The sequence below is a fragment of the Mageeibacillus indolicus UPII9-5 genome, assembly GCF_000025225.2.
Classification (GTDB): Bacteria; Bacillota; Clostridia; order Saccharofermentanales; family Fastidiosipilaceae; genus Mageeibacillus; species Mageeibacillus indolicus.
Map to the genome: position 1 here is coordinate 1329361 of NC_013895.2, position 16854 is coordinate 1346214.

General features: G+C 47.4%; 14 protein-coding genes. 5 read left to right on the plus strand and 9 right to left on the minus strand.

The genetic code is table 11. The annotated features are described in order from the left end of the window. Positions 1-200: 200 nt before the first annotated feature. Positions 201-1139 (plus strand): alpha/beta fold hydrolase, encoded by a 939-nt coding sequence (locus HMPREF0868_RS05870; protein WP_012993801.1) that lies wholly within the window; start codon positions 201-203, stop codon positions 1137-1139. Here the strand turns inward: HMPREF0868_RS05870 and HMPREF0868_RS08020 are convergent. Both HMPREF0868_RS08020 and HMPREF0868_RS05880 read right to left on the minus strand, forming a co-directional pair. Next, on the minus strand, positions 1097-3022 hold the full coding sequence (locus HMPREF0868_RS08020) for a Mur ligase family protein (RefSeq protein WP_012993802.1): 1926 nt from the start codon (positions 3020-3022) through the stop codon (positions 1097-1099). The genes HMPREF0868_RS05870 and HMPREF0868_RS08020 overlap by 43 nt on opposite strands. Positions 3023-3092: 70 nt before the next feature. Continuing rightward, entirely contained in the window at positions 3093-3296 is a 204-nt protein-coding gene (locus tag HMPREF0868_RS05880) for a hypothetical protein (RefSeq protein ID WP_012993803.1), read from the minus strand. Between HMPREF0868_RS05880 and HMPREF0868_RS05885 the strand changes: the two genes are divergently transcribed. Continuing rightward, a complete protein-coding gene (locus HMPREF0868_RS05885; protein WP_012993804.1) occupies positions 3296-4663 on the plus strand; it encodes an MATE family efflux transporter in 1368 nt (455 codons plus the stop codon). The genes HMPREF0868_RS05880 and HMPREF0868_RS05885 overlap by 1 nt on opposite strands. Before the next feature lie 11 nt (positions 4664-4674). Continuing rightward, complete coding sequence (locus HMPREF0868_RS05890) at positions 4675-5340, plus strand: MBL fold metallo-hydrolase (protein ID WP_012993805.1); 666 nt, start codon at positions 4675-4677, stop codon at positions 5338-5340. Between the two features lie 259 nt (positions 5341-5599). Here the strand turns inward: HMPREF0868_RS05890 and HMPREF0868_RS08025 are convergent, their stop codons facing one another. Beyond that, positions 5600-6031 carry a MarR family winged helix-turn-helix transcriptional regulator gene (locus tag HMPREF0868_RS08025; RefSeq protein WP_012993807.1) on the minus strand — a complete coding sequence of 144 codons (432 nt, stop codon included), beginning with the start codon at positions 6029-6031 and terminating at the stop codon, positions 5600-5602. A gap of 41 nt (positions 6032-6072) precedes the next feature. Further along, complete coding sequence (locus tag HMPREF0868_RS08030) at positions 6073-8118, minus strand: acyltransferase family protein (protein WP_012993808.1); 2046 nt, start codon at positions 8116-8118, stop codon at positions 6073-6075. A 273-nt stretch (positions 8119-8391) separates the two neighbouring features. Here HMPREF0868_RS08030 and HMPREF0868_RS05905 point away from each other — a divergent pair, with 273 nt between their 5' ends. Beyond that, positions 8392-9264, plus strand: a complete 873-nt coding sequence (locus HMPREF0868_RS05905; RefSeq protein WP_012993809.1) for a hypothetical protein — start codon at positions 8392-8394, stop codon at positions 9262-9264. 284 nt (positions 9265-9548) lie between these two features. Beyond that, positions 9549-10583: a threonine aldolase family protein gene (locus HMPREF0868_RS05910; RefSeq protein WP_012993811.1), complete on the plus strand. Its 1035-nt coding sequence runs from the start codon at positions 9549-9551 to the stop codon at positions 10581-10583. Positions 10584-10671: 88 nt separating this feature from the next. On the opposite strand, the gene HMPREF0868_RS05915 is transcribed toward HMPREF0868_RS05910, so the two are convergent. The 5 genes from HMPREF0868_RS05915 to HMPREF0868_RS05935 form a co-directional block, all read right to left on the minus strand. After that, positions 10672-11442, minus strand: coding sequence for a CpXC domain-containing protein (locus tag HMPREF0868_RS05915; RefSeq protein WP_012993812.1), 771 nt, complete (start codon positions 11440-11442; stop codon positions 10672-10674). Between the two features lie 29 nt (positions 11443-11471). Next, the gene (locus HMPREF0868_RS05920) at positions 11472-14246 is read right to left on the minus strand and encodes an ATP-dependent Clp protease ATP-binding subunit (protein WP_012993813.1); all 2775 of its coding nucleotides are present in this window, start codon (positions 14244-14246) and stop codon (positions 11472-11474) included. Positions 14247-14460: 214 nt separating this feature from the next. Beyond that, positions 14461-15702 (minus strand): ATP--guanido phosphotransferase, encoded by a 1242-nt coding sequence (locus HMPREF0868_RS05925; RefSeq protein WP_012993814.1) that lies wholly within the window; start codon positions 15700-15702, stop codon positions 14461-14463. A 2-nt stretch (positions 15703-15704) separates the two neighbouring features. After that, complete coding sequence (locus tag HMPREF0868_RS05930) at positions 15705-16376, minus strand: UvrB/UvrC motif-containing protein (RefSeq protein WP_081470263.1); 672 nt, start codon at positions 16374-16376, stop codon at positions 15705-15707. Further along, entirely contained in the window at positions 16348-16848 is a 501-nt protein-coding gene (locus tag HMPREF0868_RS05935) for a CtsR family transcriptional regulator (protein WP_012993816.1), read from the minus strand. The genes HMPREF0868_RS05930 and HMPREF0868_RS05935 overlap by 29 nt, the downstream gene beginning before the upstream one ends. Positions 16849-16854: the final 6 nt, after the last annotated feature.

The following is a 16854-nucleotide window of genomic DNA, read 5'->3' on the forward strand; positions in this document are numbered from 1 at the left end:
TCTGTTGTCAGACAGCCGCCTACGCTCTGTTTTTCCGTTTTTCGTGTCGCTGTTTATTGATTCGTTTATGAATTATAGCAAAACAATCGAATAATATCTGTTGAATTACCCGAAAATTGGATATTTTTTGTAAATTTTTTCGAGGCGCACGACCTGTGCTAAAATATATCTGAAATTATATTGTATTTGTGAGGTGACTTATGCAGAGTGCAACTTTTCGTTCAACCGATGGTCAGACGATAACTTATTATACTTGGTATCCGGCCGGCACGCCTCGCAGTCTTGTCGTCATTGCTCACGGGATGGCCGAACATCCGTTACGATACAATGAATTTGCCAACTTTTTATGTAAACATGGCTGTGTGGTCTGTGCTCCGGCCCATCGCGGCCACGGCGCAACCGGTCGTCAGGCGAGTCTCGCCCTGGGTCTGCCGCTAGGCTATTTTGCCGATCGGGACGGTTGGCTTAAGGTTGTTGACGACTTAGATGTTCTAATTACCTTGACTAAGAAGGATTACCCCGACCTCCCCCTCACGCTCTTCGGGCATAGTATGGGATCGTTTCTGACGCGCTCTTATTTGTTGCGCTATAGCAAAAAGCTCAACGGCGCCGTTCTTTCTGGGACGGCTGGAACGGCTGATGCCTCCACGACTCTTATGCACATAATGTCCACCGCCTTGTGTCGTTTACAGGGAGATAAGGCTGTTTCGCACTTACTTAACAATCTTGTAAATCAACAAAACAACCGGGGCATAAAGCACGCCCGAACTGCTTTTGACTGGCTTTCACGTGATGTCGCCGCCGTTGATCTCTACATCGCCGATGCTGACTGTGGTTTTCCTTGCACCAACGGCTTTTTCCGCGATTTGGCGGATGGTTGGCGTGATTATAGTAAGCTAAAGTTGTACGGCAATATCTCACCTGAATTACCATTGCTGCTCATTTCAGGCACAGCCGATCCGGTGGGGAAATTCGGGCGCGGCGTTAAGAAGTCAACTGATTTGTACAGAAATCACGGGCTTAAAGATGTTCAGCTTAAACTGTGGCCGGAAGCTAGACACGAACTTCTCAATGAGGTTAATCGGCACGAGGTCTTTCAATTCATTGTCGATTGGTTGGAATCGCGCCATCTACTATAGTAAATGCGTGCAAAATAGGCTGGCAAACAGGGAATTTTCGTGTTGCAGGTCGGCTCACCCACACCCATGTTGTCTCCGTCAGACTTGAATGCGGATTTGCTGCTAAGCTCGATCAACGCATCGACCATCGCCCTTTCTGCCAGGCACTGCTTAACAAAATCGCGTTCAACATAGGGATAGGCTACATTGTTGATATTATAAGTGTGTTCATCGCCCAAAGATGGCACAACAAAATAATCGCCTGGCTCGAGCCGGCTAATTACATAGCGAATCGCTTCCTGCCGCAACGGGACAACTGGGATGTTTTCCGGCTGCCGGAACCCAGCTTGTAATTCTGCCAAAATCTCTGCCGGATTTTCTTGCCCAACTTCTTCTAAGGTCAGAACAATTCGATCAGCCAGACGTTCGCAAACGGCGGCAATCAGTGGACGTTTGCCCCGATCGCGGTTGCCACACGAGTTAGCCAATACCCAAAGTTTTTTATTCGCGCAGCAATGCCGCCTCACCTCGGTTAGCAAAGCTTCCATGGCTCCCGGCGTATGGGCAAAATCTATCACTACCCGATAAGGTGTGGTTGTATCTTCCAAGTTCAGTTTTCCGTTCGAAGGCCGGCAAGTCGGGCAAGCCTGCCCTTGACCGTCGATTATCTCCAGACGCCCGGGAACTGCCGGCATTGTCGCCATCGCCGCCGCCCAAGTCCTCAAATCGATGTTCGGGCAAATAACCATGGCGGTAGCTATTGCGGCCAAGGCATTGTTCAAGTTAAAGCGACCTAGCAATGGAATAGTTAACGTGCATGTTTCTTCCCCCCGGCTAATTTCCGCCTGCCAGCCGGAATTTGTCGGCTTTACATTACGTGCCGCCACCACTCGCCCCGCCGCCGCAGCTTTGCACAAAATCTCGCGACTGGATTCGGGCGGGATTTTTTCCTGCACTTCAAGCATGAACTTTTCCCAAGCCTTGCCTAAAATTTTGCTGCGGTCTTTTATATATTGACTAAAATCGCCCCGAGAGCCTAAAGCATCATCTTGAATGTAATAAAAAACTTTTTGAGCCTGGGTCAGTTGAGCCAAATAATATGCTAATGGGTCGTCAGCATTCAAAACAGCCGTCGCTGCCTTGCTCAAACCCCGAAACAGGCTCGCTTTGGCAAGAGCGTAATTTTCAACCGTATGATGATAATCTAAGTGATCAACCGTGAAATTGGTGAAAGTCATGGTCTGCCAGGCAAGAGCATCAACCCGATGTTGTACGGCCGCCTGGGAGGATACTTCCATACAAACAGCCCGCGCTCCGTTGGTTTGCAGTTGCGCCAAAAGCCGATGCAGTTCGGGCGCAGGTGGGGTGGTGTAGGCAGTTGGCAGATTTCTGCCATCCGGCAATTTCGCGCCGAGCGTACCGATGCTTCCAGCGGGATAGTCAACTTTGTTCAGCAGCCAAGTAATCATTGCCGTAGTAGTGGTTTTACCGTCAGTACCGGTGATACCGTGCAAATTCCGGGTAATCGTCGCCGTACCGTAAATCTCGCGGCAGAGAGGGGTAAGGACCGCCGCTGTCGAAGGTACTATTATTACACCGCGGCTCAGCAAATCTGTTTGATCTGCTTCAATTAGTTCAGGAGGCAAATTTTCCAGAACTACCGCCGTAGCTCCTTGAGCTAAAGCCTGTCGCCAATAACGGTGGCCATCGGTTTTCTCACCGTTCAAGGCGACAAATAGAGTCCCGGTTTTGACCAGGCGCGAGTCGATACTCACCGCATTTACTTGCATGGCCAGTCTGATTGCTACTCCGTTCGTCGCCTCAATTTCTCTCGGCTCAGCCGCGGCGGCAAATTTCCCTGAAGGAATCGGCAAAATATTGCCCAGATCTGCTAAAGTTTTCATATTTAAACTCCCGTCAATCCTCATACATGTAATATCGGTACTTCGCGGTTCGTACTTCGTGGTTCGTACTTCATGGTTCCGCCGTCACCCAGCTTAATAGATAGTTTTTCTTAGTATAGACCACAGAAAAAGCCTGCTCAACCCCAAAGCCAGCAAAAGCTTTACGGGGTAGCCTGCAATATATTGACGCGCGGTCGGCCTCACGATCAGCCTCGACGATCAGCCTCGATCCCGGCAGTGGCCGACAAATAATAATTGTGTTAAAATCGAGCAATGGAAACCTCATCTCCCCTAACCAAAAAATCTTTAAATCTCTTGCAAGGCGATATTATTTCTACCCTGACGCGGTTAGCCTTGCCGATAATGGCCTCAGCCCTCATCCAAATGGCCTACAATCTGGTGGATACAGCTTGGATCGGCCGGCTCGGATACCGGTCCGTGGCAGCGGTCGGCGCAGCCGGAATGTTCATTTGGTTCGGTGACGGCTTATTATTGCTCAGCCGAATCGGCGGACAAGTATATTTAGGGCAGAACCTCGGGAGAGGCGATTTTGCAGCTGCGCAAAAAACAGTGCGAGCAGCCTTACAGTTAACGGCTGGCATATCACTCACTTACACCATTCTTCAATTTGTCTTCACCCCCCGTTTAGTCGCTTTTTTCCACTTTACCGAAGCATCCACCATACAGCAAGCCGAAACCTATTTGCGGCTGGTCGGTCTAGGGTATTTCTTTTCGTTCACCACTCGCGTATACACCAGTCTGGTAACGGTCGACGGACGCAGCAAAATCAGTATGTACGCAACCATAATCGGTCTGCTGCTCAATTTTGTTCTTGATCCGCTGTGCATCTTCACTTTCGGGTGGGGGGCGGCCGGAGCGGCGATTGCCACCGTCTTTTCGCAAGCAGTAGTTTTCATCTGCTTTTTATGGGCAACTCGCAACGAAAAATTATTCCGCAAGCTGCGCATCTTAACCTGTCCTGATTTCAGGGAATGGCGAAAGATTCTGCGCCTAGGTTTGCCCCCAGCTTTGCAGACCATGCTTTATTCCTCAATCGCCATGGTCTTGGCACGCATGATTACCGAATTTGGGGATGCCGCCATTTCTATACAAAAAGTAGGCAGTCAAATTGAATCTCTGTCTTGGATGACCGCCGAGGGGTTTGGCGTGGCACTGACCGCATTTATTGCCCAAAATTTCGGTGCCGGCCAGTGGGAACGCACGAAGCAGGGTTTCAACAAAGCCTGTCTGATAATGACCTGCCTGGGCTTCGTCACCACTTCGATCCTGATCGGGTTGCCACAGTATATTTTTCAAATTTTCATTACCGATCCTCAGGTAATTCCCGGTGGAATAAGCTATTTGCGCATTCTTGGATTATCACAATTTTTCATGTGTCTGGAAATCATAACCGCAGCAGCCTTTGCCGGGGTTGGCCAAACCGCTCTTTGCTCCTTCATAGTAGTAATTTTGACCGGAGCCCGTATTCCCTTGGCTTATTACCTGATACATACATCTTTAGGCGTTAACGGTGTTTGGTGGGCCATTTCCTTGTCCAGCATCGCCAAAGGTATTATTTTAACAGTACTGTTTAAAATTTACGAAACAAAGCTGATATGTTCTCGTCAATCTGAAATTTAAGGAGGTTAACTATGCTTAATTTGCCGGAAGAACTTACCGTTATTCCTGAAACTGGCCTTACTGCCAATAATTATTTATTAGAATTCAGCTGCCGGGCTTATTTAATCGAGGCTTCTGCCAATCCGGATGCCATTTTGCCGTTGATCGACAATAAAAAGTTGGGCAAAATTTTTCTTACGCACGGGCATTTCGATCATATAGGCAGGTTGGATGAGTGGCGAGCTCGCAGTGGAGCACCAGCCGCCATTCACGCTGCCGAAACAAGATATTTGACAGATATCAATTATAACGGCTCAGCCGCTTTCGGTCATCCAGCGACTTATAACCCCATCGATGAATTTTTGAGCGACAGTCAGACGATTGAGCTGACAGAACAGGATAAATTAACAGTTTGGCATACTCCCGGTCATACGCCGGGCAGTGTATGTTTTCTCTGGGAAAAAGCCGGTCAAGCGATTGCTTTATTCACCGGCGATACAATTATCGGTAATTCCATAGGGCGCACGGATTTTCCGGGAGGAAATATCCAGGATATGCGCCAGACCTTAATCGACTTGTTGCCTCGCCTGCAAGCCTTACCGCCAGCCTTGCCGGTGCTCTGCGGTCACGGTCCTGTCGTCACTATAGCTTATCTGTTGCGCTACAATGTCTGGCTAACCGATTTCGCGGACGAGTAAACAGCACAAGGAATTCAGATGCACGCCACCTGCCACCCTAATCTCCCTATACTTTATTGATCGGCGGCTATGTGGCCGTTTGAACGGCGTTTGTATAGCATGATTTGCACTTGGCATACTTGGCGTACGTAGGACAGCAGCTGACAGATTCGATGATGTCCAGCATTTTCTAACATTTTGCCGGCAGCTCACAAGCACATCAGCGCACTGTCCATGTTCGGCCAAAGCCCTGAAACCGCAAACCGCTAAGCCCCAAGCCCTACTTGCCGACAAACCAAGCCATCATTTCATCCAAATTTTCCTGCAAAGTCTTTTGCGTCAAACTTTGCCCCAAATTTCCTTTCAATGCGCTAATTATTTCTTGGCCGGCCGGCGTAACCTCGACCATTACCCGACGCTCATCCGCGCCCTCACGCCGCCTCTCCATAAGGCCGTGCAACTCCAGATTCTTGCAAAGTGAAGACACATTACTTTGAGCACCACCGAAACAAAACGCCAATTCATTTATTTGAATGCCCGGGCAGTCATCCGCAATTAACAATATCAGCAACTGATTGTAAGTAATTTTATACTCACTGATAATCGGCCAAATAATTCTTTCATAAAAAGCGTTAGCCTGATGAGTCATAATTAAATCGTGTACATCAAAGATTTTTTTTACTTTCGCCGCTTTTCTTCCTCTGCCCTGCATAATCGTATCCTTTCTTATAATCACTTTCTTTAGTCATTTTTTCATTTTGCTTTAAGAATATTTTTGGCAACGAATTGCACATAATACGGGGTTCCACTCACATTGGGGTGCGTACCATCATTGTAAAACAGCTCTGTCCTGCCCTTAGCAAACTTATACCAGTCAATCAAGTGAAGGTTACGATGCCGTGAAGCAGCATCGCGAATAAGTTTGTTGACATTTTCCTCATAGTCCTGATTAGTAACAATAGTGCTTATGTAAATATTGACATCACTAAATTCAGTCGCTAGCTTGTCTAACATAGCTGCGTTGGCCACTCCATTCGTGCCTAAAGCGAAATAAACATAAGGCGGTAGGCTGTTCGTCTTCTTCAAGCCACGCAAAATATCTATTCCGGCCGGGATCTGCCGGCTTACAGCAGCATCTATGGTCATATTGGGCAAGATTTGGGCAAAATCATTACGACACATTTCCAGCACGGAGTCGCCTACAGCATATATCTGGGTGTCACCGGCTCGGGCGGCTTCTTCTTCCGTAAGTTCTAAATCGGGGTGTTTGGCAATCACGTCGCTAAACTGTTTGACCGCGCCGGTTTTTTCCTTCGTCGCATTGCCGCCCTCATCAGTACCGTCTGCCGGTTTCGACTGATCGGCTATATTTTCATCACCGTCAGCGGCACCTGTTTCTTTTGTATTTTTAAGGTTGCCCTCGCTACCATCACGTTTGCTGCTCGTCGGTGACTTAGTACCGCCGTTTCCTTCATTTTCTGCCCTGGAACTGCCGTTTTTGCCAGCGTTATCTTTGGCCTGTTGTTTTTCCCGTTCGGCCGGACTGAACAGTTTACCACCGTTAGCCAGACGTTCCTGCATTTCCCGGACATCATCCGGAACCCCGGCCGGAGCCTTGACAGCAGTTATAATGAAACAAAGACCCAGAACTGCCGTAGCCAAAAGTACCGGAACACTCTTCAGGCGAGCACCACTTTTAATTTTGCGCAGTTTAAACCGACCGAGCAATTCCGCCAAGTTCTTTTCCGTCAACTGATAAGTAATTTCCGTCAAAATAAGTAAGAATAATATTTGGAGCAAAACCGCTGCCCCATAAGGTAAGCCACTGAGCCGGAACCCAGCCTTGCTCAAAGCCAACAGCGTGTACTGCCACAAATACAGGCTGTAACTGCGCTGCCCCAAAAAGTTGAAGACCGGGTTTGCTATAAGTCGACCTGGCAAACCGGATGGATCAGCGGATCCGACTAAGGCCGTCAACAGCAAGAGATTGAATATCAGCATACCGCCGAAATAAGAAATCCAATGGTCGCCCGGCAAAATGAACATCAGCAAGATCGCTAAACCGGCAGCGGCAAGTACGATATATTTCGCCTTGGCACTGAAGATGCGATACAAATTCTGCAAGCGTTTTCGACTAAAAGCACCGGCCATGGCAGCACCCAAGAAGAAAGAAAAAATTCTGGTGTCCGTACCGTAATAAGCCCTAGTCATATTATCAGAAGCTACATAAGCCACCGCCAGGAAGATCAATGATACAGCTGCCCCGATCAGCGAAACAAAGGTTAATGTACGCCTAGTAGCGCGCGGTTTCCACTTAAATATGGCCAAAACAATCAGCGGCCAGATCAGATAGATCTGCATCTCGACCGATAATGCCCACATGTGAGTAAAAATTCCCGGCAAGGAAAATTGATGGAAATACGATAAATTTTGTCCTATTTGCCACCAGTTGTTGATCCCGAACAAAGTGGTAAACACGCTGCCACGGAAATTGTATAGCACGTCATCTTGAACAATCAACGTCCACGCCGTGGTCAGGAGCACAAAGAAAATCAGCGGTGGGTAAAGGCGCTTCACGCGTCTCAAATAAAAGTTGCGGAAGGATATCTTCTTATTCTCACGGAACTCCGAAAAAAACGAATCGGTTACCAGATATCCGGACAGGGTGAGGAAAATAACCACACCCAAATAGCCTCCTTTAATTTGCCCCGGGAACCAATGATATAAGCATACAAACAGGACGGCAAGGCCTCGCCAGCCGGTAAATGATTTGATAAACGATTGCGTTTTACTCTGCATACTTTCTCCTAAAGACTTTCGATATTTCTTTAAATTTTCTTACCGTTTCAATTTATTCTAGTCTATCACGCGCCTAAATTAGTTAATGTAACATTACATTTGTATAACAAAGAAATAGAATTATTATACTTTTTTTACGCTGAAACAAACAGCGGCTTAAATATATTTTTACATTTAAACGGCGGTTTAATTCACAATTAGCAGGGCAAAATATGCGTAATTCCCCTCATGTTTGATATAATGTATACATAATGGTGATTTAAGGAGAAAATAATGCCGCGTTATTGTTTTTATTGCGGGCGAGAACTCGCGAAAAATGTTAAATGTCACTGTAAAACGGCAGGGTACACGGGAGAAAACAGCGATTGTTCAGGCCAACGGCCCAATTCTGCCGGTTCAGAACGCGCCAACTCGGGGGCCTCACAAACCTCATACAATAGTAAAGAAAGCGGCCGTAACAGGGCTGAACGGAGGCGAAACAGGTTCGGTGGATTTTCTTTCAATCGTTACAAACTGATTAACACCTGGCGACAGGCGTGTTACCAATTTCATGCACTTATTTTCCGGCCTCTAGACTGCGGTTCGCTCGCGGTAAACAGCAGTAGATCCGTGCCATTTTTGGTAATGATTTTAAATACATTGGTTATATTCGCCAGTATGAATCTCTTTGTCCGGCATACAACTTTGGGCAAATTTTTGCAGTATTCACTGTTCAATCAAGCTCCTTCAGATGCTTTATTTTCTCTACCTTCCTTTATCACTCTTCTATATATCGTCCATTGGCCACTAAAAATAGTGCTTACTTTTTTCTTTCTGCGCATAATTAAATACCACGGTATAACATGGTTGCGTTGCTATCGCACCACTTTGCCAGGCCTGCTCTATCAAATGATGTTTTTCATTCTCAGTTGGTTCTTGATTTATGGCTCAGGTTTTCTGGCAGTAGGGATTCTCTGGCTGTCCATGGCCGTTTCACTCTTAGCCAATGTCATCACTATTTCCGGTGAATTTGGACTTGAACGCAACCGTTCGATAATGTTCAATATTTTGCTTTACTTGGTGATGGCCTCGCTATTGGCCGGCTGCGCAAATATACTGTTCAACAACGTCGCCTTATTTCACATTGAAAACGGGATAATATTTTAGTTGCTTGACGGATCGGTGGTCATTCTGATTCGAAGAATGGCAGAGCTTCATCGAATCGGTTGAGGCGATCCGCGCGGTCAAGGCGATCAGTGCGATCAGGGCTAGCGTAGTGATCGAGGCTAGCATAGCAGTCGAGGCTAGCGTGGTGATCGAGGCTAGCGGAGGCCTGCGCCAAGGCCTGATTTTAAAATTGGTGAAAAAATTTTTTCACCAAATCTTTTTATTTAGCATACAGGCACCGGAGTCTACTTTGGTGTTTTAATATGAGGAGGTATGGAGAAACTATGATTTTTTTGGCTAATGACTACAATCACGGAGCGCATGTGGCGATTTTGGATGCGCTGAGGGAAACTAACGGAGAGAGTTATCCTGGCTACGGCAAAGATATTTGGTGCGAGCGCGCTGCCGCAGCCATCAAGAAACACTTGAACTGCCCCGAAGCTGAAGTTCATTTTTTCGAAGGTGGAACTCAAACCAACGTAACCGTTATCGCCGCCGCTTTGCGCCCGTATGAAAGCGTTTTAAGCCCTGATTCCGGTCATATAAATACTCATGAAACCGGTGCGGTTGAGCATGCAGGCCATAAAATAGAAGCTTTGCCCGCAACCGATGGCAAAATTACAGCCAAACAAATCATGGCTGCTGCCACCGCGTTTAATGAAGCAACGGCACCGGAACACATTACCGAGCCTAAAATGGTCTATATTTCCCAACCTACCGAGTATGGAACTTTGTATTCTTTGGCCGAGTTGGAAGAAATAAGACAAGTCTGTGACGCGTACAACCTCTTTCTTTTCATCGACGGAGCTCGCCTCGCTTACGCTTTAACCTCACCGGCCTGTGACATGACTTTGGCCGACCTCGCCCGTCTTACTGATGTATTTTATATTGGCGGCACTAAATGTGGAGCTTTGCTCGGTGAAGCAGCCGTCATTATCAACCCGTTGCTTAAGCCGCATTTTCGCAACTGCATAAAACAAAACAACGGTTTAATGGCCAAAGGTTGGCTGCTCGGCCTACAATTTTATACACTCTTTAAAGACGATCTATACTTTACAATCAACGCGCCAGCCAACACCTATGCCGAAAAAATTAAGCAGGCGTTCCAAAAAAAAGGTATTATGCCCTATATTGACAGTCCTACCAATCAGCAGTTTTTCGTCTTGACCGAGGCGCAGATTAGCAAGTTGGCCACTAATTTTGCCTTTGAGATCAGCAATAAGATCGATGCTAACCATAAGCTGGTTCGTTTCTGTACCACTTGGAGCACAACGGCTGACGAAGTGGAGGAATTGAGCCGAGCCGTCGCCGCACTTTAGTCTCACTTTAGTCTTAAATAAAAATCGGCGTAACCGGTATCCCTACCGATCACGCCGATAATTTTTTACCTATCTACAATCGCCGCACTCAATGATTTTTATCAGGAGCAACCAGACGCAAGGCAAAGCCGCGATCGATAATCGACCAGTGACGGTCCTCACCTAAAGAATTACCCAACAACCGTTCCGTGTTAACGTAAAGTTCACGCGCTACGGTCAATTCTTCCGTCTTACCGCCTTCAGCTTTTGTTCCTTCAGCAGTCGCTCCGTCTGATGAATCATCTGAAGCCGCGGAAACATCAAGCGAATTTTCTGTTTCTGCCGGGGCATATTGAGCTATGAACAACATCTCCTGATCGTTACAGGCCAAAAAACGAAGCATTTCAACTCTTTTCCCTTCGTCACTCAGCAAACGGGCAGCCAAAGCCAACTTGACGACTTCCATCAGACGATCATCCAACCCCGCGGTGAAAATGTGAATCTTTTCAAGTAAAGAGTTCATATCTGGACAGAGTCGCAATCGCCAACCGGCCTCATTCTGCCGCAGATGCAAAGGAACGTCACTCAGCATTTCATCCGGAAGAATATTGAAATCTCGCAAATAGCCCTGCTTAAACAAACTCTGTAAATTAGGCGAAAAATAGGCCGCAAACCCAAGTTTGCGGTCTATATAAGTCAACGGTTCAACCATGCGGAAAGTGCGCCCGCAATTGCTGCAAGTAAAAACCTGCAGCTCTTTGCGAAGCAACAATTCACGCAGATCCGGATCTTCATTCGGATCAATCAGTTCCCAGACAGTTGTCTTTTCTTCGTTCAAGCAATATGGGCATTGCCGAAGTTCTTGACGGAATTTGGTCATTTATCCTCCTAGCCAGCAGGCCTGCCGGATTAATCTTCCGACTTGGACTTATCATCCTTTGCCGTGTCCTTAGGCTCAGCCGACGAATCGCTGGATACCTGGTACGGATGTTCTATCGAACCACCTGCTGATTTATCAGCTTGATTGGTTGGGGCGGCAGAATCGGCGGACGCATCAGAATCGGAATCTGATCCCTTACTTTCTGTAGTGCGCTCACTTCCTTGCGGCCGAACGACAAACTTAACATCCTTCCCTTGTTTGACAATATCGACCTCCGCCACGTCACCTTTTTTAATTGTACCATCAAGCATCGCCTGTGAGAACTCATCCTCGACTCGATTCTGAATCGTCCGACGCAATGGCCTTGCACCGTACAAGCTGTCATAGCCTTCAACAGCCAAGCGATCAGCTGCAGCATCAGTTACGGTAAGCTTAATCCCGAGCTCACTGATACGTTTCGCCAAACCTTTGAGCATAAGGTCAACAATTTGGCGCATTGCCTTTTTATCCAGCATCTTAAAGAATAGAATTTCATCAATACGGTTGATAAATTCCGGATTGAAAGTACGTTTCGCTTCAGCGATGACCAGATCAGCCGCCTCTTGATAGCTGCGACCGCCGTACAAATTACGGTCATCATTCTGTTCTGGTTCGCCACCTTTACCGGCAAAGTCAAAGCCGATCCGCTTGTTGCCGTTCAGCAATAACTTGGCTCCCAAGTTCGAGGTCATGATGATGATCGTGTTGGCAAACTTAACCGTACGTCCCTGGCTGTCCGTCAACCGGCCATCTTCCAAAATTTGCAGTAAGGCGTTGAAAACATCCGGATGCGCTTTTTCAATCTCATCAAACAGAATTACCGAATACGGATGGCGTCTCACTTTTTCGGTCAATTGGCCGCCCTCATCATAACCGACATATCCCGGCGGCGAACCGATGAGCTTAGATACATCAAATTTTTCCATATATTCCGACATATCAAGCCTGATCATCGCGTTAGGATCACCAAACATGACTTCAGCTAAAGCCTTAGCCAGTTCAGTCTTACCTACACCTGTAGTACCGAGGAACAGGAACGAACCGATGGGGCGCTGCGGATCTTTCAAACCGAGACGACCACGCCGGATGGCCTGTACCACCGCATCGACCGCGGCATCCTGACCTATAACACGACTCTTCAGTTCCTTATCAAGATTTTTTAATCTAGTTGTATCATTTTCTGTAAGCCGCTTTACCGGGATTCCGGTCCAACCGGCCACGATATCTGCAATATTTTCTTCCGTCAAAACAGCCTTGGCATCGCTCGGCTCATGCTTTTTTGCCGCCTTCACTTTGACGAGCTTATTTTCCAACGCCTGCTGTTTCTGCAACAGCTCAGCCGCCTGTTCAAAGTTTTCAGCCGCAGCGGCCCGTTCTTTTTCATCTTTCAGCTTATCAAGGTCTTTTTGCAATTTTTGCAGCTGTTTGTTATTACCAGAACCCGCCAAGCGTAGTTTTGCCGCTGCCTCATCCATCAGATCAATGGCTTTGTCCGGCAGGAAACGGTCATTGATATAGCGGACGGAAAGTTTGACAGCCGCTTCCAAAGCTGCATCGGTTATTTTCACTTTGTGATGGTTTTCATATTTTTCCCGTACGCCCCGCAAAATTGCCAAAGTGTCCTCTTCCGACGGTTCTTCAACGGTAACCGGCTGGAACCGCCGCTCCAAAGCCGCATCCTTTTCGATATATTTACGATATTCGTTCAAGGTAGTGGCACCGATAACTTGGAGCTCGCCTCTGGCCAGCATCGGTTTCATAATATTGGCCGCGTCAATCGATCCTTCACCGGCCCCGGCACCGATTAGGGTGTGAAGTTCATCAATGAATAGAATTACATCCCCAGCTTGCCCGGCCTCAGCCAAAACTTTCTTCAAACGTTCCTCAAACTCACCTCTATATTTGGCTCCGGCCAACATACCGCCCATATCAATGCTGATTATCCGCTTATCTTGCAGAATATCCGGCACATCTCCGGCGGCAATTTTCTGAGCCAGTCCTTCCACCACTGCAGTTTTACCAACGCCCGGCTCGCCAATCAAGCAAGGGTTGTTTTTGGTGCGACGGCATAGGATTTGCATTACGCGGTTTATTTCCTCATTACGCCCGATGACCGGATCAACTTTTTGCTTACGGCAGCGTTCCGTCAAATCATTGCCGAACTTCTTCAACGCATTGCCGCCATGTTTTCCCTGGCCACCTTGCTTCATCACTGCGTTATCTTCTGCAGAAATATCCTCACTTTCTTCCTCTGACTCATCATCTTCAGCTTCGTTATAGCCCGCCAATTCCGGATCGGCCCCGTTCTCTTCCTGCAAAGCCATAAACTCCCGTTGGAACACCTCTAGCGACAGACCTAGGCTATGCAAAATCCTGATCGCCACTGAATCCCCTGCTTCGAGTAGAGAAATAAGTAGGGCGGTAGTTGTCAGCGGCTTATTGCCCATGTGCACCATAAGTACGGCTCGATCAAATATCTGTTTGGCACGTTGCGAAAGCTTGGCCACGATGCGTTCCAAGTCTTCGTGTTCCGGCCAATTAAAATCTTGCGGTTCCATTTGGTTAATTTTGGCCAAAACCGCGTTGTATTGAGCAAAATCTATGCCGTGTTTCTGCAAAATCAGATCGGCATTACCCATTTTTTTCTCTTTAATCATAGCGCCCAACAAATATTCAGTGCCAATTTCGCCTATGCGATAACATTTAGCTAGCTGGTTGGCCACCTGCAAAACATGTTGCGTGCTTTCGGTAAGAATTATCTTCATATTAACCTCCATTCTGCCCGTCAGTTTGCGGTTGTCGCTCCGTCAGACAAATCTATGTTAATTTTGATTTTAAATATTTAATTTTAAATATCTTCTATTTCACCCTGCGCGTTAACCCTGTGCGCCGTTTCGATTACGCCACTTTGATTGCGCCACCTCAGTCGCACGTCATTTCTGTGCCACCTTTGGCCGTACCGGCTAAGGCGGTCAAAGGTCAATTTGCTGAATTAGTTCCATCGGCCGGTTCTTTGCCAGCGTCGGGGGCACTGCCAGCAACTTCTGCACCATTCGCGGAATTCTCGCCATCTGAAACATCCTTGCCAGCCGAAGCACTCTTGGCATCCGCAGTACTCTTGGCACCGGCAGCTGATTTAGCAACTGTAGCACCCGTACCCGGCTTAGCACCTGCAGCACCTGCAGCGTCCGCGGCATCCTCAGCCAAAGCTTGGCGAATAAGTGCGGCCCGCCGATAATCACGTTCCCGAGTCGGAAGTACCTCACCGGCTTCACGCTGCAAAGTCGCTGAGCCGATCCGCACTTCCAAACGATTAACCGTAACCGGTTTCAGCTGCGGCAAAATTCCCAAAGCCATTCCCCAACGCAGGTTTGACAACTCCAGCTGTGCCGCCTCTGTACTTATTAAACGTGCTTCAGATAAAACACCGTACGAGCGATAAATCTGGTCTTCAATTTCATACCGATTGTTTTTCCACAAGTACTGACGTGCTTCATGCTCCCTTTTAATCAACTGTTCAACCACCGTCTGCAATTCTTTTATTGCCGTGCTTTCGTCCAATCCTAAAGTCATCTGATTAGAAATCTGGAAAACAAAACCGGTCGCCTCGCTATTCTCCCCGTATTGCCCCCGCACTGCCAAACCGGCCTTACGACAGCTATCCAAGTATTTTTCCAGAAGTTTGGTCCGGCCTAAAGCCGGCAAATGAACCATAACCGATGCCCGCATACCAGTACCAACATTAGTAGGACAAGCAGTCAAAAAGCCAAATTCCGGCTTAAAGGCCAATGGGAGCTTTTCCTCCAGCAACAAAGAAATTTTTTCCGCCTCCTCGTACGCCGCAACCAAATTAAGCCCGGCCTGCATCGATTGGATACGAATATGATCTTCTTCGCCAAGCATGATTGAAACGGCCTCATCGCGACGAATTATGGCTCGTCCCGAAGCCCGTTTGTTCAACATATCTTCACTCAGCAATCTTTTTTCCACTAAAGAATTAACGGTAAGTTCAGGAACATCCGCCAGAACTATCTCGACATAATCCCGCCGCATGGCTTCGTTGGCAGAAAAGAAGGCCTTGCTAATGCGGTCATAACATTCCTTAGCCGTCCCCGGCAGCAAAAGCTCAGGAAAAGGATAGCCGCGCACATTACGAGCCAGCCTGATTCGACTAGAGATAACCACATCGCTTTCAGGTCCGTCTTCCAAATACCAAGCCATAATCATTCCTCCTCTTCCAAAGCCTTAATTTTGTTACGATATTCTATCGCACCCTGATAATCTTCTTTAGCAGCACAGGCGTGCATGGCTGCGCGCAATTCCTTGATTTTCGCATTTTTTACCGGATCAGCGCATTCTTTCACCGTTTCTCCGGCATCGGCGATCTCCATTTCATCGGCCTGCTTCTTGCCTGACATGCTTTTTTCCGCCGCTTTCTTTGTAGACGCAACTCTTCGCGTTCCACGGCCTACCGTAGTTCGATTCAAGCTCAGGTCCGCCGGATCCAAGGGACGATTGTAGGGGCGACCGCAGTAATGAAGGCCACGTTGTAAACGTGGCAAAATTTCATCTCTCAGCTGGTCAGCAAAAACGTCATAGCAATCAGCACAACCTAGCCGGCCGTTTTGCATCAAAGTAGGATAATCAAGGCCGCATCCATTGCAAACCGCGTTGTCAGGGCGGAAAAATGGAGTGATTGGTTTGCTCAGATTGTCCGTCATCCATGCCGAATTGAAGAAATCGTCATGCGGCCAAAAGTCTTTTATTTCGCCTTTCGTCTTCATATCAGCAAAACAGTTGCTACACAAATTTAGGCTGCCTTTTTGACCGTTATAGTTATATGAATAAGTTATATCAGCTACATTTTTATGGCAATGTTCGCACATCATAATCATCACTCTCCTCAGTCAATACAAGTTGAATCAGCATGTTGCGAAATATCTCCGCTCTTACCTGATCCTTATGCGGTTGATGCAAACCGGCCAGAGCCTGATCTCCCGTCGCCGCCACGATCAGTCGCGCCGTTGAAGGAGGCATCACTTCGTGTTCAACAAAACTTTGGGCATAAAGTTGTATATCTTGTTGGCTCAAACTTTTGTCCATGGAATTAATAACATGCATCAAAAATGTGCTAGACGGTAAATTGTTACGGATGCGCCGAATTCTGATCCAGCCGCCACCCCCGCGCCGACTTTCCACCAAATACCCGTGGTTATTGGTAAATCTGGTTGTGAGCACATAGGTTATTTGCGATGGAACACAATTGACTTGCTCCGCCAGCTCACCGCGGGTAATCTCAATCATGCCGTTATTCTCTTTAATCAAGTTTTTCAGCATATGTTCAATCGCGTCACTTAAGTTTGCCATTTCTAC